Genomic DNA, 21,000 nt, shown 5'->3' on the forward strand with positions numbered 1-21,000 from the left:
GTATTCGACCTCACACAATGGGCCTCCGACCAGGGGTGTTTAGCACTGTTGGACGCGGGTAGATTTCGAACCGGAAGGGCGGCACATGGCGAGATCGACGCGGTTGCTCCTGGCGTGCGGCGCGGTGGTGCTGGCGACGGCCTGCACTCGCGTGGTGAGCGGCGAGGCGCTGCCGGCCTTCGGTGCCGTCCCTCTGGGCGTGCTCGACGCCGGTACGGTCCTGCTGGACCAGTCACGGATGCGGTCGATCACCGGCGCCGGCGAGCATCTGACGATCATTCCCTCGATGGACGGCAGATACCCGGTGGACATCGAGGAACTCGCCACGACCGCGCCGGCAGAATGCCGGTTCGTGTTCGCCGAGACGGCCACGTTCGGCCCCGACGTCAAGGCCTTCCACAAGACGACCTTTCAGGACCCGCCCGATGGTCGGCTGATCTCCGAGGGTGCCGCGAGCTACCACGACGCCGGTACCGCCCGGCGGGCCTTCGACGGGCTGGTGTCCACGGTCAAGGGTTGTGCGGACAGCTCGATGGGCTGGTTGTTCGTCAACTCGTGGGACGCCGGCACCGATTCGCTACGGATGCGGCCGGGTTCGTGCGGTCGCGATTACCGGGTGCTCTCGGTGGCCCTGCTGGAAGTCACCTTCTGCGGCTTCCCGGAATCGGTCTCGGAGATCGTCATGACGAACATGGCGGCCAACGTGCCGGGAAGTTAGGCCTGCCCGGTGCCGGCGATGGTGGCGCTGCCGATCACCTCGTCGCCCTCGGGGTCGGGACGGTAGAGCACCAGCGTCTGACCGCGCGCCACGCCGCGAAGTGGCGCCCGCAACTGCACCACCAGCTCACCGTCGACCAATTCGGCTACCGCGTCGGCGATTTCGCCGTGTGCGCGCACCTGCACCGCGCCCTCGATCGGGCCCGTGGGCGCCGTCCCGCCAGTGAAGACCGGGGCGCGGCCGGTCAGTGTGTGGACGTCCAGTTCGGTCGCACTGCCGACGTGCACGGTGGCGGTATCGGCGTCGATCGCCGTCACATAGCGGGGACGACCGTCCGGGCCCGGCCCGGCGATGCCCAGACCCTTGCGCTGACCGATGGTGAAGCCGTGCACGCCGTCATGTTCGGCGAGCACCGCACCGTCCTTGTCGACCACCGCCCCGCGCCGGACGCCGATCCGCTCGCCGAGGAAGGCCTGGGTGTTGCCGGACGGGATGAAGCAGATGTCATGGCTGTCCGGCTTTTCAGCGACCGCCAGTCCGCGCCGGGCCGCCTCGGCACGGATCTGCGGCTTGGGGGTGTCGCCGATCGGGAAGGCCGCGTGCCGCAACTGCTCGGCGGTCAGCACGGCCAGCACGTAGGACTGGTCCTTGTCGCGGTCGACGGCGCGGCGCAGCCGTCCGCCGGACAGTCGCGCATAGTGCCCGGTGACCACCTGGTCGAAACCCAACGCCAGCGCGCGCGCCGACAGGGCCGAGAACTTGATCTGCTGATTACAGCGGACGCAGGGATTCGGCGTCTCCCCGCGCGCATAGGAGGAAACGAAGTCCTCGATGACGTCCGCCTGAAACTTCTCCGCGAAATCCCATACGTAGAAAGGTATTCCGAGGACGTCGGCGACGCGGCGGGCATCGGAGGCGTCCTCCTTGGAGCAGCAGCCGCGTGATCCGGTACGCAAGGTGCCCGGGGCGGTCGACAGCGCCAGATGCACGCCGACCACGTCGTGTCCGGCGTCCACCATGCGGGCGGCGGCCACCGACGAGTCCACCCCACCGCTCATCGCGGCGAGAACCCTCACTGGGCCGACCCCGCGGCGGCCAGGGCGGCACGCCGCGCTCGGGCCACAGCACCGGGCAGTACCTGCAACGCGGCGTCGACATCAGAGTCAACACTGTTGTGCCCGAAGGAAAGTCGTAGCGATCCGCGGGCGCTGGCCGGGTCGGCGCCCATCGCGATCAGCACGTGCGACGGCTGCGCCACCCCGGCGGTACAGGCCGACCCGGTCGAACACTCGATTCCGTTGGCGTCCAGCAGCATCAACAGCGCGTCGCCTTCGCAACCGCGGAAGGTGAAGTGCGCGTTGCCAGGGAGCCGCCGTGGGTCGGAGGCTCCGTTGACCCGGACGTCGTCGATCTGCGCGAGCACACCCTCGACCAGCCGGTCCCGCAGTGCCCGCAGCCGAGTGCTGTTGGCCTCCAGCCCGTCCACCGCAATGCGGGCCGCCGCGGCCATTCCCACCGCACCGGCGACATCCGGTGTGCCTGAACGGATGTCGCGCTCCTGGCCACCGCCGTGCAGCAGCGGCACACACGCGACGGTGCGGCGCAGCAACAGCGCACCCACCCCGGGCGGGCCGCCGAACTTGTGCCCGGTCACGCTCATCGCCGAGAGTCCGCTGGCACCGAAGTCGACCGGCAGCTGCCCGACCGCCTGCACGGCGTCGCAGTGCATCGGGACGCCGAACTCGGCTGCCACAGCTGCCAATTCGGCGGTCGGCAGAATGGTGCCGACTTCGTTGTTGGCCCACATCACCGATACCAGCGCCACGTCGTCACCGCCGTCGAGCGCCTCGCGCAGGTCGGCGGCCGACACCGAACCGTCGGAGTCGGTGGGCAGCCAGCTGACTTCGGCGCCTTCGTGCTCGACGAGCCAGTTGACGCTGTCCAGTACGGCGTGGTGTTCGACTTCGCTGGTGACGATGCGGCGGCGGTTCGGGTTCTCGTCGCGACGGGCCCAGTACAGGCCCTTGACGGCCAGGTTGTCGCTTTCGGTGCCGCCCGCGGTGAAGATGACTTCCGAGGGGCGCGCACCGAGTTTGTCGGCGATCAGTTCCCGTGATTCCTCGATCCGCCGGCGCGCCGTGCGACCGGTGGTGTGCAGCGACGACGCATTGCCCACGGTGCCCAGCACAGCGGTCATCGCCTCGATGGCGGCGGGGTGCATCGGGGTGGTGGCGGCGTGATCGAGGTAGACCATGACCCGCCCCACGATACCGGCTCGTCCTGCGACGATTCCGGCCGGAACGGCCGGATGAGGAGCAGGACCGTTCAGCACCGCCTGCGACGATTCCGGCCGGAACAGCGGAAAGGCCAGCGCCTGTTAACGTAGTGAACAAAGTGTTCAGTACTGCCACAGGGGGACAGTTGACCGTACTGCCGACCAAGCGCGGGACCGCATGAGCGCCGACGTCCGGCGGTGGTGCTTCGCCGATCAACTCGGCCCCCACTTTCTGGACGATTCGGCCCAGCCGGTGCTGCTCATCGAGTCGCAGGCGGTGTTCGCGCGTCGCCGTTTCCACCGGCGCAAGGCTCATCTGGTGCTCTCGGCGCTGCGCCACCGGGCAGCTGAACTCGGTGAGCAGGCCGTGTTTCTGCAGACGAGCAGCTATCGGGAGGCACTCGATCAGCTCAATGAGCCGGTCAGCGTGTGCCAGCCCACCTCGTGGGCGGCCGACCGGTTCATCCGGTCGCTGCCGTCGGTCGACGTGCTGCCCGCCCGGGGGTTCTGCACCAGCCGGGAGGATTTCGACGAGTGGGCGAAATCACAGCGCACCCTGCGCATGGAGAACTTCTATCGCAGCGCTCGCCGCCGATTCGACCTGTTGATGGACGGTGACCAGCCCGTCGAGGGCAGGTGGAATTTCGACGCTGACAATCGCGAGCCCGCCCCCAAGAACGCTGAAGGCTTGGGCATTCCGCCGCCGTGGCAGCCCGAAGAGGACGAGATCGACGAACAGGTCCGCGCCGACCTGGACCGCTGGGAGCGCGACGGGGCGGTGTCGTTCGTCGGACGCGACGGCCCTCGGGAGTTCGCCGTCACCGCGGCGGAAGCGCAGCAGGCGCTGAAAGTCTTTGTCCGCGAACGGCTGCCGCACTTCGGCCCGCACGAGGACGCCATGCTCACCGGAGACCGCTTCATGGCCCACAGCCTGCTCTCGGCGCCGATGAACCTGGGCCTGCTGGACCCGTTGGATTGCGCCTACGCCGCCGAGGACGCTTACCGCAGCGGCGACGCGCCGATCAGCAGCGTCGAGGGATATATCCGCCAGCTGATCGGCTGGCGCGACTACATCTGGCATGTCTACTGGCATTTCGGGCGAAACTACCGTCACCGCAACGCTTTACATGCCAAATCCGCATTGCCGACCTGGTTCACCGAACTGGACGCCGATGCGGTGGAAGCGAACTGCCTCTCCGACGTGCTGGCGCAGGTGCGCGACCACGGCTGGGTCCACCACATCCCGCGCTTGATGGTGCTGTCCAACTATGCGCTGCAACGGGGTTGGGACCCAGCCGCCGTCACCGACTGGTTCCACCGATCCTTTGTCGACGGCTACGACTGGGTGATGGTGGCCAATGTGGTCGGCATGTCGTTGCACGCCGACGGCGGATTGATGGCGACCAAGCCGTATGCGTCCGGCGGCGCCTACATCAACCGCATGAGCGACTACTGCGGCGGCTGCCGGTACCAGCCCAGCAAGCGGGTCGGCGAGCACGCCTGCCCTTTCACCGGCGGTTACTGGTGGTTTCTGGCTCGCAACACAGAGGAGCTGGGACGCAACCGGCGGATGGCGCAACCGATGGCGGGCCTGGGCAGGCTGAAGGACCTGGACGAGGTGGTAGCCCAGCAGCGTCGCCTCGGAGACGACGCGCCGTAAGTCCATCAGGTCAGCAGCTTCTCGATGCGGCGTAGCGCGATCTCGCACACGGCCAGATAGGCGGGAGCCCACCACGGCACCCCGAAGGTGACCCGTGCGCCGCCGTCCGCCGGATCCACCCGGTGCCAGGTGGCCGGAACCCCGGCCACCTTCCAGACCCAGCACCTGCCGGGTTGGAAGTCGGTGACGACGAACGGCAGCCGGACCAGCAGCGCCGTCTGGACCGTGCCGGTGACACCCGGACCCAGGCGCCTCCCCGGCTGGTCGAGTTCGGCGCCGCTGATCGACGGCCCCCAGCGCGGCCAGGCGTCGAGGTCGACGAGCAGGTCCCACGCCGCCTCCGGGGACGCGGCAACGAACCGATTCACACTGAACGTCATCGATCCAGGTTTCCCATTCGCCGACTACCAACCCATCGATCCCGGAATTCCCTTGAACGGGCCGACTATCCAGCTGGTGATCCAACCCCCGTAGAACCCGCCCGGTTGCGGAATCACCTCTTCGCCGTTGACGGTGCAGCGGTCCACCTGCGCGGCCATCACCGCGATCGCGTTCGCGATGGGCGTGAACCCGGCGGTGGGCCGCGCGTAGGTCCAGGCCGCGCGCGAAGCGACCCGCGCGGGCGTCACCAGGTCGAAGTAGCTGGCCTGGCCCTTCCATTCACACCACGAGGAACCGGCGGCCGGCCGCAGCACACCCTCGGCGAAGGCCTCGCGGGGCAGGTAGTAGGTCGGCGGGTGACTGGTCTCCAGCACCCGCCAGGCGCGCTGGGTCGACGCGATCTGCTGACCACCCAATTCGATCGTGATCGAACCGCTGAAGTCTTCCAGCCGCGGCGGGCGGGGATAGTCCCACACCGACTCTTGCCCAGGACCAGCGACATCCGGCTTCGGCCAACGACTCATGGGTACCTCCGCGCTCGACGAACTCCATTGTCCACCGAGACGCGGAGGAGCTTTCAGGCCACCAGCGCGTGGTCCAGAGCCGCCGGAGCGCCCGAGCGCACCGCGGACTGGCAGCGCCGGGCCAGGGCGCGCCGGTCGGCACCCGGTAGCTGCAGCGACTCGACCCGCACCCGGGCCACCGTGCGGCGCGCACAGACCACCCGGTAGACCGAGCTCAGCAGGGTGTCCCGGCCGACGTAGGCCGGTGCGGTCGACATCCGCCCGTCCAGGTGGTGGTAGGTCAGGCGCAGCGGCTGCACCGGACGGCCCGCGTCGATCGCGGCCTGGAACATGGCCGGGTAGAAGCTGCCGAAGGCCACGCCACACCAGGTGGTGCCTTCCGGGAAGGCCACCACCGTCTGACCGGCCCGCAGCCGCCGCGCGACGGCGTCCACCACGGCGGGTAACCGCCGCAGGCTGCTCCGCTCGATCGGGATGATCTTCAGGATCCGCGCGACGACGCCACTCGCCGGGCCGGTGAACATGTCGGCCCGCGCGACGAATGACCCCGGCAGCACCGCGCCGATCGCGAAGACATCCAGCCACGACACGTGGCTACTCACCACCAGGACTCCGCTCAGATTGCGAATTGGATTGCCTGACACTGAAATTCGCACGCCGAGGCTGCGCAGCATCAACCGGCAGTAGGCGCGCTGAAGGTGGGTGGAGCCCGGCAGCGGGATGCCCAGCAACGGCAGGCCGGGGGCCAGCAGCAGGACCAGCGTGATGCGCAACGCGGCCCGCAACCGCACCGCCGGCCCAGACACCGCCGCGGCGTCCAGACAGCCGACGTCACACGATGCGCGGGGCAGCCAGGAGTGCCCGCCCGATGTATTCACCGGGCCGCTCCCCCCATTGCCGCGCCGCCCATTTCGCCGGCGGCCGACACCGACCGCAATCGCTTGAGATAGCGGGTGTCCGCGTCACTCTTGCCCAGCAGCACGCAGAAGTCGCCGACGCCGAAGTCCGGGTCGTGCGCGGGTTCGCCGCAGGCCCGGGCGCCGAGTCGCAGGTAACCGCGCATCAACGGCGGGACGGTAGGCCGTGCGGGTGGCGCGATGTCGTCGAGAGCCACGCCGTCGAGGCACACCGGCCGGTACGGCCGTACCCGGTACCGCGAAGGGTGCCGCCTGAGGACGAAGTCGCGCACGCCGCGGATCTGGCTGCCGGCAGCCTCGCCGCCGGTTTGGACCGGCACCGAGACACAGCCGGTGACGTAGTCGTAGTCGCAGCGATCCAGGTAGGCCAGAATGCCCGCCCACATCAGTAGGACCACCCCGCCGTTGCGGTGGCCGTCGCGCACCACCGCGCGCCCCATCTCCACCAGTGACGGCCGCAGCGCGTCGAAGTCCCGGACGTCGAATTCGGTTGCGGTGTAGAGGCCGCCTGCGGCGATGGCGCCGGCCGGGGGCAGCATGCGGTAGCAACCGACCAGTTCTCCGGTGTCGTCGTCGCGGACCAGGAGGTGGTCGCAGTACTCGTCGAACCGGTCGATATCGCGGCCGGCCCCGCCGTCAGCGGCGGTGGGCAGGGCGAAACCGGGGGTGCTGCTGAACACGTCGTAGCGCAGGCGCTGGGCCGCTTCGATGAGGCTCGGATCGGTGGACAGCAACAGGGAATAGTGCGGTCCGGACGACGACCGTGTCGCCGGGCCTCGTGGCTTGTCGCTGGGTATGAGAACGGATGCGATGCTCATGGCACCAACGTGGCGCAGGCGGTCAGCTAACCGGCATCGGCCCGCTGACGTGTCGATGCACGTCAGATGACGAATGAGACGCGAACGGCCCCGCGGGTAAACCCGCGGGGCCGTTCGCGTGAAGATCAGCCCTTACGGGCCTTGACGCCCTCGGTCACCTGCGGGGTGACCTTGAACAGGTCTCCGACCACGCCGTAGTCGGCGATCTCGAAGATCGGCGCTTCTTCGTCCTTGTTCACCGCGACGATGGTCTTCGAGGTCTGCATGCCGGCCCGGTGCTGGATAGCCCCGGAGATGCCCAGTGCGATGTAGAGCTGCGGCGAGACCGTCTTGCCGGTCTGGCCCACCTGGAACTGCCCCGGGTAGTAGCCGGAGTCCACCGCGGCGCGCGAGGCACCCACAGCGGCACCCAGCGAGTCAGCCAGCTCCTCGACCACGCTGAAGTTCTCCGCGCTGCCCACGCCGCGGCCACCGGAGACCACGACGCTGGCCTCCGTCAGCTCGGGGCGGTCGCCGGCCACGGCCGGCTCGCGCGAGGTGATCTTCGTCGCGTTCTCCGCCGGGGCCGGAACCTCGACGTTGACCTGCTCACCGGCGCCGGCCTTGGGCTCGGCGTCGATGGCGCCGCCCCGCACCGTGATCACCGGGGTGTCGCCGTTGACCTGCGACTCGACGGTGTAGGCGCCACCGAAGATCGAGTGCAGGGCCTTGTTACCCTCCCGCACCTCGACCACGTCGACCAGCAGACCCGACCCGATGCGCGCGGCCAGCCGGCCGGCGATCTCCTTGCCGTCGGCGTTGGCGGCCAGCAGCACCGCCGCGGGCGCGTTGGACTCGGCCAGCGATGCCAGCACGTCGACGTACGGCGTGATCAGGTAGTTCTCCGCCACGTCGGACTCGGCGACGTAAATCTTCTCGGCGCCGGCCTCTTTGAGGCCGTCCACCAGCGGTGCGGCGGTACCGGACGCACCGACGACGACGGCAGCCGGCTCACCAAGGGCACGTGCCGCGGTGATCAATTCGGAAGTGACCTTCTTCAGGGCCCCTTCGGCGTGCTCGACGAGCACCAGAACTTCAGCCATGGGTTATTCGCTCTCTACGTTGAGTTTGGGCTCAGATGATCTTCTGGCCGACCAGGTACTTGACGATCTCGCTGCCGCCCTCGCCCTCGTCGGTGACCTTCTCGCCTGCGGTCTTCGGCGGCTTCGGTGTCGACGACAGCACGGACGAACCGGCGTTGGCCAGGCCCACCTCGTCGGCCTCGACCCCGATCTCCGCCAGCGTCAGCACGGTGACTTCCTTCTTCTTGGCGGCCATGATGCCTTTGAAGGACGGGAAGCGCGGCTCGTTGATCTTCTCGTTGACGCTCACCACGGCGGGCAGCGTGGCCTCGAGGCTGAACAGGCCGTCGTCGGTCTCGCGCTCGGCCGTGATCTTGCCGTCCTCGACGGACAGCTTGCGCACGTGAGTGAGCTGAGGCAGGCCCAGGTACTCGGCGATGATCGCCGGCACCGCGCCGCCAGAGCCGTCAGTGGACTCGTTTCCGGCGATCACCAACTCGGTGCCCTCGATGGTGCCCAGCGCACGGGCCAGCGCCCACGCGGTCTGCACCACGCACGAGCCGTGCAAGCCGTCGTCCTTGAGGTGGACGGCCTTGTCGGCGCCCATCGACAGGGCTTTGCGGATCGCCTCGGTGGCGCGCTCGGGACCGGCGGTCAGCACGGTGACCGATCCGTCGCCGCCCTCCCGCTCCCGGATCTGCAGCGCTTCTTCCACAGCGCGCTCGTTGATCTCGTCCAGGACCGCGTCAGCGGCCTCGCGGTCGAGCGTCCAGTCGCCGTCGGAGAGCTTGCGCTCCGACCAGGTGTCTGGAACCTGCTTGATCAGGACCACGATGTTCGTCATGAGTGTGGTTCGTCCTCCTCGAAGGAGTCCCGGAGCGTCGACTACGGGACCTCGGTAACGCGTTTCTTGACCGCATAGGCCATGTTACTAGCAGGTAACTTATCGCGGTCTGCCCACTCACCATAGCGGGTCCTTGCTGGGCCGATTGCCCTGGGCTTCCCCGTTGTTCCCCGGTCCGGTTCGCGAATCAGAGGCCAGGCATTAGCCTGCCTTAACAATGAGCGCAATCGTCCCCAATACTCCGGACCGGATCGACCACGCGGCCGATCCGGGGTTGACGCTGACCGGCGAGCGCACCATCCCCGACCTCGACATCGAGAACTACTGGTTCCGCCGGCACGAGGTGGTCTACGAGCGCCTGGCGCCGCGGTGCGCGGGCCGTGACGTGCTGGAGGCCGGCTGCGGAGAGGGCTACGGCGCGGACCTGATCGCCGAGCTGGCCGCCAGGGTGTTAGCCGTCGACTACGACGAGTCCGCGGTCGCCCACGTCCGCCACCGCTATCCCCGGGTGCAGGTGCTGCACGCCAACCTGACCGAATTGCCGCTTCCCGACGCATCCGTGGACGTGGTGGTGAACTTCCAGGTCATCGAGCATCTGTGGGACCAGGGCCAGTTCATCCGCGAGTGCGCGCGGGTGCTGCGCCCGGGGGTGTGCTGATGGTGTCGACGCCGAATCGCATCACCTTCTCCCCCGGCCGCGACACCCCGATCAACCCGTTCCACACCCGCGAACTCAACGCCGACGAGCTCACCCAACTGCTGGTCGAGGGCGGTTTCAGCGACGTGTCGATGAGCGGGCTGTTCCACGGGCCGCGACTGCGGGAGATGGATGCCCGCCACGGCGGCTCCATCATCGACGCGCAGATCGAGCGGGCAGTGGCCGACGCGCCCTGGTCGCCCGAGTTGGTGGCCGACGTCGCGGCGGTGGCCACCGCCGACTTCGACCTGCTCGAGCGGTCCGACTGTGACATTGACGACAGCCTGGATCTGGTGGCGATCGCGGTGCGCCGTTGACCGATTCATCCGCCCGGATACCCGGCATGTTCACGTTGGTGCTGCACACCCACCTGCCCTGGCTGGCGCACCACGGTCGGTGGCCGGTCGGCGAGGAATGGCTCTACCAGTCGTGGGCGGCCGCTTATCTGCCGCTGTTCCGGGTGCTGCGCGCGCTGGCCGAGGAGGATCGCGGCGGCCTGCTCACCCTGGGCATGACGCCGGTGGTCAACGCGCAGCTCGACGACCCGTACTGCCTGGACGGCATGTACCACTGGCTGGCCAACTGGCGGCTGCGCGCCTTCGAAGCTGCCAGCGTGCGGTCACTGCCGCGGTCGAAATCGTCCGACTATCTGTCCTGCACGCCGGAAGCGTTGCGGGCCTTCGGCGTTCGCGAATGCCAGGAGGCCGATCGGGCACTCGAGGACTTCGCCACGCTGTGGCGCCACGGCGGCAGCCCACTACTGCGGGGCCTGATCGACGCCGGCACGGTGGAGCTGCTCGGCGGACCGCTGGCCCACCCGTTCCAGCCGCTGCTGAATCCCCGGTTGCGGGAGTTCGCGCTGCGCGAAGGTCTGGCCGACGCGCGTCTGCGGATGTCTGCCCGCCCCACCGGGATCTGGGCGCCCGAGTGCGCCTATGCCCCCGGTATGGAGCACGACTATGCCGCGGCCGGGGTCAGCCACTTCATGGTCGACGGGCCTTCCCTGCACGGCGACACGGCGCTGGGCCGCCCGGTCGGCGCCAGCGGAGTGGTCGCATTCGGACGTGACCTGCAGGTCAGCTACCGCGTGTGGTCGCCCAAGTCCGGCTACCCCGGGCACGCCGCCTACCGGGACTTCCACACCTATGACCACCTGACCGGGCTCAAGCCGGCGCGCGTCACGGGCCGCAACGTGGGGTCCGACGGCAAGGCTCCCTATGACCCCGAGCGCGCCGACCGCGCGGTCGACATCCACGTCGCCGACTTCGTCGAGGTGGTGCGCAACCGGCTGGTGTCCGAGTCCGAGCGGATCGGCCGGCCCGCGCACGTGGTGGCCGCGTTCGACACCGAGCTGTTCGGCCACTGGTGGTATGAGGGCCCGACCTGGCTGGCGCGCGTGCTGCGCGCACTGCCCGAGGCCGGTGTCCGGGTGGGGACGCTGCGCGAGGCGATGTCGGCGGGGTTCGTCGGCTCACCGGTCGAATTGCCGCCCAGCTCTTGGGGTTCCGGCAAAGACTGGCAGGTATGGAACGGCGAGCAGGTAGCCGACCTGGTTCAGCTCAACTCCGAAGTGGTCGACACGGCGCTGACCACCGTGGACAAGGCGCTGGCCCAGACGGCGTCGCTGGACGGGCCCATCCCGCGCGATCACGTCGCCGACCAGATCCTGCGCGAGACGCTGCTGACCGTGTCCAGCGACTGGCCGTTCATGGTCAGCAAGGACTCCGCCGCCGACTACGCCCGCTACCGCGCCCACCTGCACGCGCATGCCACCCGGGAGATCGCCGGGGCCCTGGCGTCGGGCCGCCGGGACTCCGCGCAGCGACTGGCGCAGGGCTGGAACCGGGCCGACGGCCTGTTCGGCGCATTGGACGCCCGGAGACTCCCCAAGTGATCACCGCCTGGTCCACGGCCGCCCCCCGCGCCCCCGCCGAGCGCCCGCGTGTCGCCACCGACACGCCGCACCCCCTGACAATTTGCGGTCGCTCGCGCCACCGCACACCCCACCCCCCCGCCGAGCGCCCGCGTGTCGCCACCGACACGCCGCACCCCCTGACAATTTGCGGTCGCTCGCGCCACCGCACACCCCACCCCCCCGCCGAGCGCCCGCGTGTCGCCACCGACACGCCGCACCCCCTGACAATTTGCGGTCGCTCGCGCCACCGCACACCCCACCCCCCCGCCGAGCGCCCGCGTGTCGCCACCAACACGCCGCACCGCCCGGCATTCTGCGGTCGCTCGCGCCACCCCGGAAGCCCGCCCGCATGAAGATCCTGATGATCTCGTGGGAGTACCCGCCGGTCGTCATCGGCGGCCTCGGCCGACACGTCCACCACCTGTCGACCGCACTCGCCGAGGCCGGCCACGAAGTCGTCGTGCTGTCCCGCCGGCCCACCGGCACCGATCCCAGCAGCCACCCGACTTCCGACGAGGTCCACGACGGCGTGCGGGTGATCGCCGCCGCGCAGGATCCCCACGAGTTCGCCTTCGGCGCCGACATGATGGCCTGGACGCTGGCCATGGGCCATGCCATGATCCGTGCCGGACTGTCCATCAAAAGCCCCGGCAACAAACGGCAGTGGCGCCCCGACGTGGTGCACGCACACGATTGGCTGGTGGCCCACCCTGCCCTAGCCCTTGCCGAATTCTACGACGTGCCAATCGTTTCGACGATTCACGCGACGGAGGCGGGCCGGCATTCCGGCTGGGTCAGCGGGGCGATCAGCCGGCAGGTGCACGCCGTGGAGTCGTGGCTGGTCCGCGAATCCGATTCACTCATCACGTGTTCGGCCTCGATGCGGGAGGAGATCACCGAACTGTTCGGCCCCGGCCTGTCCGAGACCACCGTGATACGCAACGGAATCGACGCCGCCAGATGGCCGTTCGGCGAACGCCGCCCCCGCACCGGGCCGGCCGAACTTCTCTACGTCGGACGGCTGGAATACGAGAAGGGCGTGCACGACGCCATCGCCGCCCTACCCCGGATCAGACGTGCCCACCCGGGCACCACCCTGACCATCGCCGGCGACGGCACCCAGCAGGACTGGCTCGTCGAGCAAGCCCGTAAACACAAGGTGCGCAAGGCAACCCGCTTCGTCGGACATCTCCACCATGACGAACTGCTGGCCGCGTTGCACCGGGCCGACGCCGCGGTGCTGCCCAGCCACTACGAACCGTTCGGACTGGCCGCGCTGGAGGCCGCCGCGGCCGGCATTCCGCTGGTGACGTCCAACACCGGCGGCCTGGGCGAGGCCGTGATCGACGGCGTCACCGGAATGTCGTTCACGCCCCGCGACGTTGCCGGCCTGGCCGAAAAGGTCCGCGCCGTGCTCGACGACCCCGCGGCGGCGCAGCGCCGGGCCCGCGCCGCCCGTGAGCGGCTGACGTCAGACTTCGACTGGCGGACCGTGGCCCGCGAGACGGCACAGGTCTATCTGTCCGCCAAACGCCTTGAGCGGCAACCACAGCCGCGGCGGCCGATCGTCGAGCACGCGCTGCCGGATCGCTAGTCCAGCCCGACCGCGTCGGCGCAGTACCGCCACATGCGCTGCAATTCGTCGTCGCTGTACCAGGTCGTCGGCAGGTAGTGCTGCGGGCGCGCCCGTCGGTCATGCCAGAAAAGTCCCGTCGGCGGTGCCGGTTTGGTCGCGGCCAGCCAGACCGCGGTATCGGCGCCCTCCTCGGCCGTGCGCAGCAACGGCCCGGTGATGCGCCGGAACCCGGGCAGCGAGGATGCCACGCCAGGGGTGTCCGCCCACCCGGGGTGCATCGAGTACACCCGGATGCCCGCCCACCGGCGGGCCAGGATCGGGGTGAACGCCACCTGGACCCGCTTGCTACGGGCATAGGCGATGGCGCCGCGGTATCGGCCCGTCCGGTACTCGGGGTCCTCGACCGGCAACTGCTGGGTGTACATGCCGCCGGACGACATCAGGATCACCCGCGGGTCGCTGGACGCGCGCAGCAACGGCAACAGGCCCTCGGTCAGCAGCAGCGGACCCAACACGTGGGTGGCCAACGTGATCTCGTGGCCGTCGCTGGTCTCCGTGCGCTCGGCCGGCAGCAGTCCCGCGTTGTGGATCAGCACGTCCAGGCCGGCCATCCGCCCGGCCAGATCCTTGGCGAACGCACGCACGGCGGCCAGGTCCGACATATCGCACACTTCGACGCGAAGGTCGGCACCGGGGTGCTCGGCGAGGATCTCCGCGCGCGCCTGCTCCCCTTTGGCCCCGTCGCGCACCGTCAGCAGCACGGTCGCACCCAGCCCGGCCAGACCGGCGGCGATGGCTTTGCCGAGGCCGCGATTGGAGCCGGTGACCAGCGCGGTGCCCCCACGCAGGGCGTCCGCCGGTGGGTCATCCGGCCACTCGAGAGTGCGCAGGCGATAGCCGATCCGGGTATAGCCCGGCACCACCGCCCGGTCCAGCACGGCGTCGAACAGCGAAACGATTCCGTCGCGAACACCCATGCTGACAAGAATGCCGCACCGGCGCGCCGTGTCATTCGTCGGTAACGTCACACGCATGGGCCTGATCTATTCGAGCGTGATCGACGCACCCCGCGACGAGGTTTTCGCCTGGCACACCCGACCCGGCGCCTTCGCCAGGCTTTCACCGCCGTGGTCGCCGATGCGGCTCGTCAGCGAGGCCGACTCGCTGAAGGACGGCCGCGCCATCCTCGGCTTACCCGGCGGCCTGCGGTGGGTGGCCCAGCACCAGGCAGATTCCTATGACCCGCCAACACGTTTCGTCGACGTCCTGAGCAGCGACGGTCTGGCTTCGCTGCCCCCGCGCATCATCGGACACTGGCGGCACACCCACGACTTCGAGGAAGTCGGCGCCGAGCAGACCCGCGTCATCGACCGGGTGGACACGCCGGTGCCCGAGCGGGCGCTGCGGCCGATGTTCGTCTACCGGCACCGTCAGTTGGCCGACGATCTGGCCGCGCACCACAGGGCCGTTGAGCACGGTCTGGCCGCCTCAACGGTCGCCGTGACGGGCTCGTCGGGCCTGGTCGGCACCGCCCTGTCGGCGTTCCTCAGTACCGGAGGCCACCGCGTCATCCGACTCGTCCGCGGCACGGCGCACGGTCCTGATGAGCGACAGTGGAACACCGACGACCCCGACCCCGACCTGCTGTCCGGAGTGGACGCGGTCGTTCACCTCGCGGGTGCCTCGATCGCCGGACGATTCACCGAGAAGCATCGAAAAGCCATCCGGGACAGCCGGATCGGGCCGACCCGGCGGCTGGCCGAACTGGTGGCGCGCAGCAAAACCCCGGTGCTGATCTCGGCGTCGGCGATCGGTTTCTACGGCTACGACCGTGGCGACGAGACCCTCACTGAAGACAGCGAGCGCGGCGACGGGTTCCTCGCCGACGTGGTGGCCGACTGGGAGGCAGCCACGGCGCCGGCCGAGCAGGCCGGAGCCCGGGTGGTGAAGGTGCGCACCGGCATCGTCCAGTCCCCCGCCGGGGGCACGCTGCAGCTGATGCGGCCGCTGTTCAGCGCCGGGCTGGGCGGCCGGCTCGGCGACGGCCGGCAGTGGTTCTCCTGGATCGGGATCGACGACCTCATCGACATCTATCACCGGGGCTGGTGGGACGAGGACCTCTCCGGACCGATCAACGCCGTTGCGCCACAACCGGTTCGGAACACCGACTACACGCGCACGCTCGCTCGTGTGCTGCACCGCCCGGCCATCCTGCCGGTGCCGTCGCTGGGGCCACGCGTCCTGCTCGGCGCCCAGGGGGCACGGGAACTCGCGCTGGCGAATCAGCGGGTCGCTCCGGCCCGGCTGAACAACCTGGGGCACCCGTTCCGCCGGCCCGACCTCGAGTCCGCGCTGCGACACCTGCTCGGACGCGAGTCCTGAGAGGCTACGCCCCGCGACGTGGTCAACGCCGGTCACCGCTGTCGTGTGCCTCCCTGCCGTCACGGCTGCGCGCATAGGCGCTCGCTCGCAGATCGGCCAGTCAACCCGGATAGAGCTTCACCCCGGGCGCGGTATTGAGCACCGGATCGAACGAGACATCCTGTCCGGGTGGCAGTTCGACCACCTTCGTCAACGAAAGCCGGCCCAGTTCCCGGAATGCGGAGCTGCCACAGGCCTGGTCGAGCGCGACGTCGACACCGCCGTCCTCCACTTTCTGCCGGACGTCGTCGAGGGAGAGGCCGGCCCCGTGGACTCCGGTGTCGATTCGGGCCCGCAGCCACCATTTGTTGCCGCGGTAACTCAGCGGCATCAGTGTGGTCATGTCATGGCCCGACCAGGAGGCGACGGGCCGAAGCGCGACCGCACGCGTCAGCACTCCGGATCCAGCCGACACCAGCAGGATGTCCCACGGTCCGACGCCGGAGTCCACCCGCAGGGCAAGTCCGATGAGATCGGGTAGGCGAGCCGGCGTGCCGGTCGCCTTGGAGAATCGGCCAACCACATCGGAGGACGGGATCGGCAGACCCTCGCCATCGGGTGCGGTGCGCTGCAAGGAACCTCTTGTAACCACGCCGAGCGGATGAAAGAACCGCTTGCCCCGGGCGGCGGAACCCCACTGGAACGGCAGGGCGACAAGATCAGAAACATTCACCGGCGCCGGGTTCCCCTTCTGTTCACAGGAAAACCGGTTGAACCGAAGCCGGCTCTGCTACGTGTGCTCAATAGTCGGGGCCCGACCCGCACGAGTGGCGAACCAAAGAATCATTCACTAAGTTAACGATTAAATAAATGAAGATAATCGTCCGACCCGGCCACCGCCGCCAGCGCGCGGTTTGGCATCTCGTCAAGGGGGTACCAGCGCGTGAATCCGAGCCGTCCGATGACAGCGGCCGACGCCGAACTCAAGGGAGCCGTCGTGGGAGATGTGCGCGAGTTCCCGCGGGTAGCCCTCGCCGAAGCCGCACGCAGAGACCCAGCGGGACTGTCAGCCACCGATAACTTCGACGAGTGGCGAAGCAGTCTGCGCCGGGCCGTGCTGGAAGAGGTGGAGGCGTTCGTCTCCGCCCGCTGCAACGACACTCTGGGTGATTGTGGCGTCGACGCCGCAGGGGAAGTCCTGATGGAGTTCGTCAAGGGCGGAAAATGCCTGCGGTCGACGTTCATGTACCTGGGCTGGCTGTCGGGTGCGCCGCCTAGCGACGCGGCACTGTCAGCCACCGCCAGCTTAGAATTACTGCACGCTTTCGCACTGCTGCAGGACGATGTGATGGACGACTCGCCATCGCGGCGCGGACTGCCCGCCGCACACATCCAGTTCGAGCGCTGGCACCGCCAGCGCGGTCTGTCCGGCTCGTCACGTCGGTTCGGAGAATCAGCCGCGGTGCTACTCGGTGATCTCTGCCTGATCTGGGCCGAACAGATGCTGCGCGACTGCGGGCTGAGCCGTCATCAGCTGCATCGCGCCTGGCCGCGCTACGACGCGATGCGAACCGAACTGGCAGTCGGCCAGTTCGCCGACCTCACCCTCGATGTCCGCAAGCTGCCCACCCTGGACGCCGTGCTCAACGTGGCGCGGCTCAAGTCCGGCAACTACACGGTGCGCCGCCCCCTGGAGATCGGCGCCGCGATGGCCGGCTGCAGTGAGCACACCCTGGCACGGCTCGGCGAATACGGCAGCGCCGTGGGTGAAGCCTTCCAATTGCGCGACGACATCCTCGGCGTCTTCGGGTCCCCGGGCACCACCGGCAAGCCCAACGGTGGCGACCTGCTCGAACGCAAAGCCACCAGCCTGATGGTCGCGGCCTACGAGCTTGCCGACACCTCGACGCGACGGCAGTTCGGCGAACTGGTCGACCGCGACCAGCTCACCGCGGAGGATCTGGAGCACTGGCGCTCCCTGATCTTCGCGACCGGCGCAGTGCAGCGGATCGAGGAACTCATCACCGATCGCGTTGAGATCGCCCAGAAAGCACTGGACAGCAGCGGAATCGACGGCCCGATCAGTGGCGCGCTTGCAAGTATGGCCGGCGTGTGCACAAGGCGTGCCGCATGATCGCACGGGAGGAATGCTGATGCGTACGGTAGGGGGCCGCACCGATCGGGTGGTCGTGGTGGGAGCGGGGCTCTCCGGCCTGTCGGCGGCACTGCACCTGGCCGGCCGGGGGCGGGAAGTCACGGTGGTCGAGCGTGAACCGTGGCCGGGTGGTCGTGCGGGTCGCCGCGATATCGGCGGCTACCTGATCGACACCGGCCCTACGGTTATCACCATGCCGGACCTGATCGACGAGGCATTCGCCGCCGTCGGCGAGTCCCTGGCGCAGCGACTCGACCTGCTGCCGGTTGACCCGGCCTACCGGGCCATGTTCGCCGACGGTGCGGCCCTTGACGTCCACACCGACGCCGAGCGGATGGCCGCCTCGGTGCGGGAATTCGCCGGGCCGCAGGAAGCCGCCGGCTACCGCGCATTGCGCGACTGGCTGGACAAGCTCTACCGGACGGAGTTCGCGGGTTTCATCAGCGCCAATTTTGATTCGCCGCTGTCGATGGTCACCCCGCAGTTGGCCAGACTCGCCGGAATCGGGGGCTTCCGCCGCTGGGAGACCATGGTCAAGCGGTATATCAGCGACCCGAGGCTGCTGCGGGTGTTCACGTTTCAGGCCCTCTACGCCGGGGTGGCTCCCCAGGACGCGCTGGCCGTGTACGCGGTGATCGCCTACATGGACACCGTGTCGGGCGTGTTCTTCCCCCGCGGCGGTGTGCGGGCCCTGCCCGACGCGCTTGCCGCGGCAGCCCAAGACGCCGGGGTGCAGTTCCGGTACGGATCGACGGTGACCGCGCTGGAGCGCAGCGGTGAGCGCGTCAACGCGGTGATCACCGCCGAGGGCGACCGCATCGCGTGCGACGCTGTGGTTCTGACCACCGAGCTACCGCTGACGTACGAACTGCTGGGCCGACGGCCCCGGCGCCCGCTCAAGCTGCGCGCGGCCCCGTCGGCGGTCGTCATGCATGTGGGTTGCCGCGCCATCGAACCGCCGCCGGCCCACCACACGATCCTTTTCGGCGACGCATGGGATCAGACTTTCACCGACATCATCACCGACGGCAGGCTTATGCGGGATCCCTCGCTCCTGGTGACCCGGCCGACGGCCAGCGATCCAACTCTCGCCCCACCCGGGCGTGACCTGCTCTACGTGCTGGCACCGGCGCCCAACCTGGACCGCGGCCGTATCGACTGGTCGGCCACCTCCGGTCCATACGCTCAGACAATGCTAGATGCGGTGGAGCAACGACTGTTGCCGGACCTGCGCGAGAGCGCCGAGGTGCTGCACGTGGACACCCCGGCCGACTGGGCCCGCGCCGGCATGACCTCGGGCACCCCGTTCGCGCTGGCCCACACCTTCGCCCAGACCGGACCTTTCCGCCCCGCGAACCTGGTGCGCGGCATCGACAACGCGGTGCTGGCCGGGTCGTCGACCACCCCGGGCGTGGGCGTGCCGACCACCCTGATCTCCGGGCGGTTGGCCGCCGACCGCGTCACCGGCACTCCGGACCGCTCTTCTATTCACCTGGATCTGAAAGCCCCACTGCCATGATCCGCACCGAACTGGACGCCGCCGGCATCGACGATCCCGCATTGCGCGACGCCTATCGCAGCTGCCGCAAGATCGCGGCGCAGAACGGTCGCACTTATTTCCTGGCGACCAGGTTGCTGGCCCCTGACCAGCGTCCGGCTATCCATGCGCTGTACGCCTTCGCCCGCCTCGCCGACGACATTCTCGATGAGTTCAATCCGACCCTGGACGCCGCGGCGCGGGCCGATCGGCTGCAGCTGCTGTCCGACCGCTTCTTCGCCGGCGGTGTGCACCGCGACGAGCCGGTGCTGACGGCTGTCGACCACACGATCAACCGCTACCGCATTCCGGCGGAGCTGTTCGTGGACTTCCTGGACTCCATGCGCATGGACCTGACCGTCACCGCTTATCCCGACCGCGCCGCCCTCAACCGCTACATGCGAGGGTCAGCGGAAGTCATTGGCCTGCAAGTGCTTCCGGTACTGGGCACGGTCTCCGACCCGGGCGAGGCGGCACCGTACGCCGAAGCGCTGGGCCGCGCGTTCCAATTGACCAACTTCCTGCGCGACGTCGACGAGGACCTGTTGCGTGACCGGGTATATCTGCCTGCCGACGAACTCGCGGCTCACGGTGTGGACCGCGAGTTGATGCTGTGGTGTCACATGCACCGGCGCACCGATGCCCGGGTCCGGGACGCACTGGCAGAGCAGCACAAGATCACCCGGGAGATCTACGACTTTGCCGCGCAAGGCATTCCGTTGCTGGCACCCCGTTCACGCCCGTGTGTGGCAACGGCGCTCACGCTGTACTCCGAGATCCTGGACCGCATCGAGGACAGCGACTTCGCCGTGTTCAGCCACCGCGCCACCGTCGGCAAGGCGCGCCGCATCCAGGTGGCCGGCAGCGCGCTGTTCGAGGCCTGGCGCATCCGCCGGACGCTGCCCGATCACCGGAAATCCGGTGCCGCGTGAGCGATCACTGGCAATATCTGATCGTCCTGGGTCTGTGCCTGTTGATCACCCTGCCGCTGGAACTATTCGGCAAGGGCGTATACCGCCAACCCGGGCGCCTGTTGCGTTCCGTGGTGCCGTTCGCGGCGGTGTTCCTGGTGTGGGATGCCATCGCGATCGCCGCCGGAATATGGTGGTACAACGGCAAATACATCACCGGCATCGAGTTGCCGCCTCGCATACCCATCGAGGAGGTGCTGTTCTTCCTGGTGATCCCCGTGTGCGGGCTGCTCACCTACAGCGCGGTGAGCACCATCCTCGGCTGGAGCCGGCGCCGATGACCGGACTGGGTTACACCGTCCCGGCCGTCGTCTCGGTTCTCGCGGTGTGTGCGCTCGAGTTCACGGTGTTGCGCACCGGACTGTTCCGCAAGCTCGCCTACTGGCTGTCGATGGTGATCGTGCTGGGATTTCAGGTTCCCGTCGACGGCTGGCTGACCAAGCTCAGCGCCCCGGTGGTCATCTACGACGAGCGGGAGACCAGCGGGCTGCGCTTCCCCTTCGACATTCCGGTCGAGGACTTCCTGTTCGGCTTCGCGCTGGTCACGGGAGTCCTGTTGCTGTGGGAGTATCAACGTGTACGGCGGTGAT

The 21,000-nt window shown here is 68.8% G+C and carries 19 protein-coding genes and 2 pseudogenes; 11 read left to right on the top strand and 10 right to left on the bottom strand.

Going from position 1 to position 21,000, the window contains the following annotated elements; translation table 11 throughout:
* The first annotated feature begins 85 nt into the window (after positions 1 to 85).
* Positions 86 to 718, top strand: coding sequence for a sensor domain-containing protein (locus ACNQS7_RS09470; RefSeq protein WP_418012355.1), 633 nt, complete (start codon positions 86 to 88; stop codon positions 716 to 718).
* Here ACNQS7_RS09470 and mnmA read toward each other — a convergent pair.
* Positions 715 to 1,794, bottom strand: coding sequence for a tRNA 2-thiouridine(34) synthase MnmA (mnmA, locus tag ACNQS7_RS09475; RefSeq protein ID WP_418012356.1), 1,080 nt, complete (start codon positions 1,792 to 1,794; stop codon positions 715 to 717). The genes ACNQS7_RS09470 and mnmA overlap by 4 nt on opposite strands.
* The gene (locus ACNQS7_RS09480) at positions 1,791 to 2,972 is read right to left on the bottom strand and encodes a cysteine desulfurase family protein (protein WP_418012357.1); all 1,182 of its coding nucleotides are present in this window, start codon (positions 2,970 to 2,972) and stop codon (positions 1,791 to 1,793) included. The genes mnmA and ACNQS7_RS09480 overlap by 4 nt, the downstream gene beginning before the upstream one ends.
* Positions 2,973 to 3,171: 199 nt before the next feature.
* Here ACNQS7_RS09480 and ACNQS7_RS09485 point away from each other — a divergent pair, with 199 nt between their 5' ends.
* Entirely contained in the window at positions 3,172 to 4,653 is a 1,482-nt protein-coding gene (locus ACNQS7_RS09485; RefSeq protein ID WP_418012358.1) for a cryptochrome/photolyase family protein, read from the top strand.
* Between the two features lie 5 nt (positions 4,654 to 4,658).
* Here the strand turns inward: ACNQS7_RS09485 and ACNQS7_RS09490 are convergent, their stop codons facing one another.
* From ACNQS7_RS09490 to ACNQS7_RS09515, 6 genes are all read right to left on the bottom strand, one after another.
* Positions 4,659 to 5,033 carry an SRPBCC family protein gene (locus ACNQS7_RS09490; protein ID WP_418012359.1) on the bottom strand — a complete coding sequence of 125 codons (375 nt, stop codon included), beginning with the start codon at positions 5,031 to 5,033 and terminating at the stop codon, positions 4,659 to 4,661.
* Positions 5,034 to 5,057: 24 nt separating this feature from the next.
* On the bottom strand, positions 5,058 to 5,558 hold the full coding sequence (locus ACNQS7_RS09495; protein ID WP_418012360.1) for a DUF427 domain-containing protein: 501 nt from the start codon (positions 5,556 to 5,558) through the stop codon (positions 5,058 to 5,060).
* Positions 5,559 to 5,611: 53 nt separating this feature from the next.
* The gene (locus tag ACNQS7_RS09500) at positions 5,612 to 6,436 is read right to left on the bottom strand and encodes a lysophospholipid acyltransferase family protein (protein ID WP_418012361.1); all 825 of its coding nucleotides are present in this window, start codon (positions 6,434 to 6,436) and stop codon (positions 5,612 to 5,614) included.
* Positions 6,433 to 7,293, bottom strand: a complete 861-nt coding sequence (locus ACNQS7_RS09505) for a GNAT family N-acetyltransferase (RefSeq protein WP_418012362.1) — start codon at positions 7,291 to 7,293, stop codon at positions 6,433 to 6,435. Before ACNQS7_RS09505 ends, ACNQS7_RS09500 begins: the two co-directional genes overlap by 4 nt.
* 125 nt (positions 7,294 to 7,418) lie before the next feature.
* Positions 7,419 to 8,375 carry an electron transfer flavoprotein subunit alpha/FixB family protein gene (locus ACNQS7_RS09510; RefSeq protein ID WP_418012363.1) on the bottom strand — a complete coding sequence of 319 codons (957 nt, stop codon included), beginning with the start codon at positions 8,373 to 8,375 and terminating at the stop codon, positions 7,419 to 7,421.
* Between the two features lie 31 nt (positions 8,376 to 8,406).
* On the bottom strand, positions 8,407 to 9,198 hold the full coding sequence (locus ACNQS7_RS09515) for an electron transfer flavoprotein subunit beta/FixA family protein (RefSeq protein WP_055576448.1): 792 nt from the start codon (positions 9,196 to 9,198) through the stop codon (positions 8,407 to 8,409).
* Positions 9,199 to 9,415: 217 nt separating this feature from the next.
* Between ACNQS7_RS09515 and ACNQS7_RS09520 the strand changes: the two are divergent.
* The 3 genes and pseudogenes from ACNQS7_RS09520 to ACNQS7_RS09530 all read left to right on the top strand — a co-directional run bounded on the left by ACNQS7_RS09520 (position 9,416) and on the right by ACNQS7_RS09530 (position 13,404).
* Positions 9,416 to 10,212: pseudogene (locus tag ACNQS7_RS09520) on the top strand (class I SAM-dependent methyltransferase).
* 26 nt (positions 10,213 to 10,238) lie between these two features.
* On the top strand, positions 10,239 to 11,789 hold the full coding sequence (locus ACNQS7_RS09525) for a 1,4-alpha-glucan branching protein domain-containing protein (protein WP_418015947.1): 1,551 nt from the start codon (positions 10,239 to 10,241) through the stop codon (positions 11,787 to 11,789).
* Positions 11,790 to 12,159: 370 nt separating this feature from the next.
* Positions 12,160 to 13,404, top strand: coding sequence for a glycosyltransferase family 4 protein (locus ACNQS7_RS09530; protein WP_418012364.1), 1,245 nt, complete (start codon positions 12,160 to 12,162; stop codon positions 13,402 to 13,404).
* On the opposite strand, the gene ACNQS7_RS09535 is transcribed toward ACNQS7_RS09530, so the two are convergent.
* Positions 13,401 to 14,363 carry an SDR family NAD(P)-dependent oxidoreductase gene (locus ACNQS7_RS09535; protein ID WP_418012365.1) on the bottom strand — a complete coding sequence of 321 codons (963 nt, stop codon included), beginning with the start codon at positions 14,361 to 14,363 and terminating at the stop codon, positions 13,401 to 13,403. The two genes, ACNQS7_RS09530 and ACNQS7_RS09535, sit on opposite strands and share 4 nt — an antisense overlap.
* A 55-nt stretch (positions 14,364 to 14,418) precedes the next feature.
* Here ACNQS7_RS09535 and ACNQS7_RS09540 point away from each other — a divergent pair, with 55 nt between their 5' ends.
* Complete coding sequence (locus ACNQS7_RS09540; protein ID WP_418012366.1) at positions 14,419 to 15,768, top strand: TIGR01777 family oxidoreductase; 1,350 nt, start codon at positions 14,419 to 14,421, stop codon at positions 15,766 to 15,768.
* Positions 15,769 to 15,871: 103 nt separating this feature from the next.
* Here the strand turns inward: ACNQS7_RS09540 and ACNQS7_RS09545 are convergent.
* Positions 15,872 to 16,480, bottom strand: a pseudogene (locus tag ACNQS7_RS09545) (phosphodiesterase); the annotation flags it as partial.
* 210 nt (positions 16,481 to 16,690) lie between these two features.
* Here ACNQS7_RS09545 and ACNQS7_RS09550 point away from each other — a divergent pair.
* From ACNQS7_RS09550 to ACNQS7_RS09570, 5 genes are read left to right on the top strand one after another with little or no spacing between them, the layout of a single operon-like run.
* Positions 16,691 to 17,881, top strand: coding sequence for a polyprenyl synthetase family protein (locus ACNQS7_RS09550; protein WP_418012367.1), 1,191 nt, complete (start codon positions 16,691 to 16,693; stop codon positions 17,879 to 17,881).
* Positions 17,882 to 17,900: 19 nt separating this feature from the next.
* Positions 17,901 to 19,421 (top strand): phytoene desaturase family protein, encoded by a 1,521-nt coding sequence (crtI, locus tag ACNQS7_RS09555; protein WP_418012368.1) that lies wholly within the window; start codon positions 17,901 to 17,903, stop codon positions 19,419 to 19,421.
* Positions 19,418 to 20,371 (top strand): phytoene/squalene synthase family protein, encoded by a 954-nt coding sequence (locus ACNQS7_RS09560; protein ID WP_418012369.1) that lies wholly within the window; start codon positions 19,418 to 19,420, stop codon positions 20,369 to 20,371. The genes crtI and ACNQS7_RS09560 overlap by 4 nt, the downstream gene beginning before the upstream one ends.
* Positions 20,368 to 20,691, top strand: coding sequence for a lycopene cyclase domain-containing protein (locus tag ACNQS7_RS09565; RefSeq protein ID WP_418012370.1), 324 nt, complete (start codon positions 20,368 to 20,370; stop codon positions 20,689 to 20,691). The genes ACNQS7_RS09560 and ACNQS7_RS09565 overlap by 4 nt, the downstream gene beginning before the upstream one ends.
* Positions 20,688 to 20,999 (top strand): lycopene cyclase domain-containing protein, encoded by a 312-nt coding sequence (locus ACNQS7_RS09570; protein ID WP_418012371.1) that lies wholly within the window; start codon positions 20,688 to 20,690, stop codon positions 20,997 to 20,999. Before ACNQS7_RS09565 ends, ACNQS7_RS09570 begins: the two co-directional genes overlap by 4 nt.
* Position 21,000 lies beyond the last annotated feature (1 nt).

It is taken from the genome of Mycobacterium sp. 23, assembly GCF_048287075.1.
GTDB classification, from domain to species: domain Bacteria; phylum Actinomycetota; class Actinomycetes; order Mycobacteriales; family Mycobacteriaceae; genus Mycobacterium; species Mycobacterium gordonae_B.

What these genes read in the sequence shown, in the direction of transcription:
- ACNQS7_RS09470 (WP_418012355.1), top strand. Translation starts at nt 86, where the DNA reads ATGGCGAGATCGACGCGGTTGCTCCTGGCGTGCGGCGCGGTGGTGCTG.
- ACNQS7_RS09515 (WP_055576448.1), bottom strand. Translation starts at nt 9,198, where the DNA reads ATGACGAACATCGTGGTCCTGATCAAGCAGGTTCCAGACACCTGGTCG.
- ACNQS7_RS09505 (WP_418012362.1), bottom strand. Translation starts at nt 7,293, where the DNA reads ATGAGCATCGCATCCGTTCTCATACCCAGCGACAAGCCACGAGGCCCG.
- ACNQS7_RS09480 (WP_418012357.1), bottom strand. Translation starts at nt 2,972, where the DNA reads ATGGTCTACCTCGATCACGCCGCCACCACCCCGATGCACCCCGCCGCC.
- ACNQS7_RS09530 (WP_418012364.1), top strand. Translation starts at nt 12,160, where the DNA reads ATGAAGATCCTGATGATCTCGTGGGAGTACCCGCCGGTCGTCATCGGC.
- ACNQS7_RS09510 (WP_418012363.1), bottom strand. Translation starts at nt 8,375, where the DNA reads ATGGCTGAAGTTCTGGTGCTCGTCGAGCACGCCGAAGGGGCCCTGAAG.
- ACNQS7_RS09560 (WP_418012369.1), top strand. Translation starts at nt 19,418, where the DNA reads ATGATCCGCACCGAACTGGACGCCGCCGGCATCGACGATCCCGCATTG.
- ACNQS7_RS09570 (WP_418012371.1), top strand. Translation starts at nt 20,688, where the DNA reads ATGACCGGACTGGGTTACACCGTCCCGGCCGTCGTCTCGGTTCTCGCG.
- ACNQS7_RS09540 (WP_418012366.1), top strand. Translation starts at nt 14,419, where the DNA reads ATGGGCCTGATCTATTCGAGCGTGATCGACGCACCCCGCGACGAGGTT.
- crtI (WP_418012368.1), top strand. Translation starts at nt 17,901, where the DNA reads ATGCGTACGGTAGGGGGCCGCACCGATCGGGTGGTCGTGGTGGGAGCG.
- ACNQS7_RS09535 (WP_418012365.1), bottom strand. Translation starts at nt 14,363, where the DNA reads ATGGGTGTTCGCGACGGAATCGTTTCGCTGTTCGACGCCGTGCTGGAC.
- ACNQS7_RS09485 (WP_418012358.1), top strand. Translation starts at nt 3,172, where the DNA reads ATGAGCGCCGACGTCCGGCGGTGGTGCTTCGCCGATCAACTCGGCCCC.
- ACNQS7_RS09525 (WP_418015947.1), top strand. Translation starts at nt 10,239, where the DNA reads ATGTTCACGTTGGTGCTGCACACCCACCTGCCCTGGCTGGCGCACCAC.
- ACNQS7_RS09495 (WP_418012360.1), bottom strand. Translation starts at nt 5,558, where the DNA reads ATGAGTCGTTGGCCGAAGCCGGATGTCGCTGGTCCTGGGCAAGAGTCG.
- ACNQS7_RS09490 (WP_418012359.1), bottom strand. Translation starts at nt 5,033, where the DNA reads ATGACGTTCAGTGTGAATCGGTTCGTTGCCGCGTCCCCGGAGGCGGCG.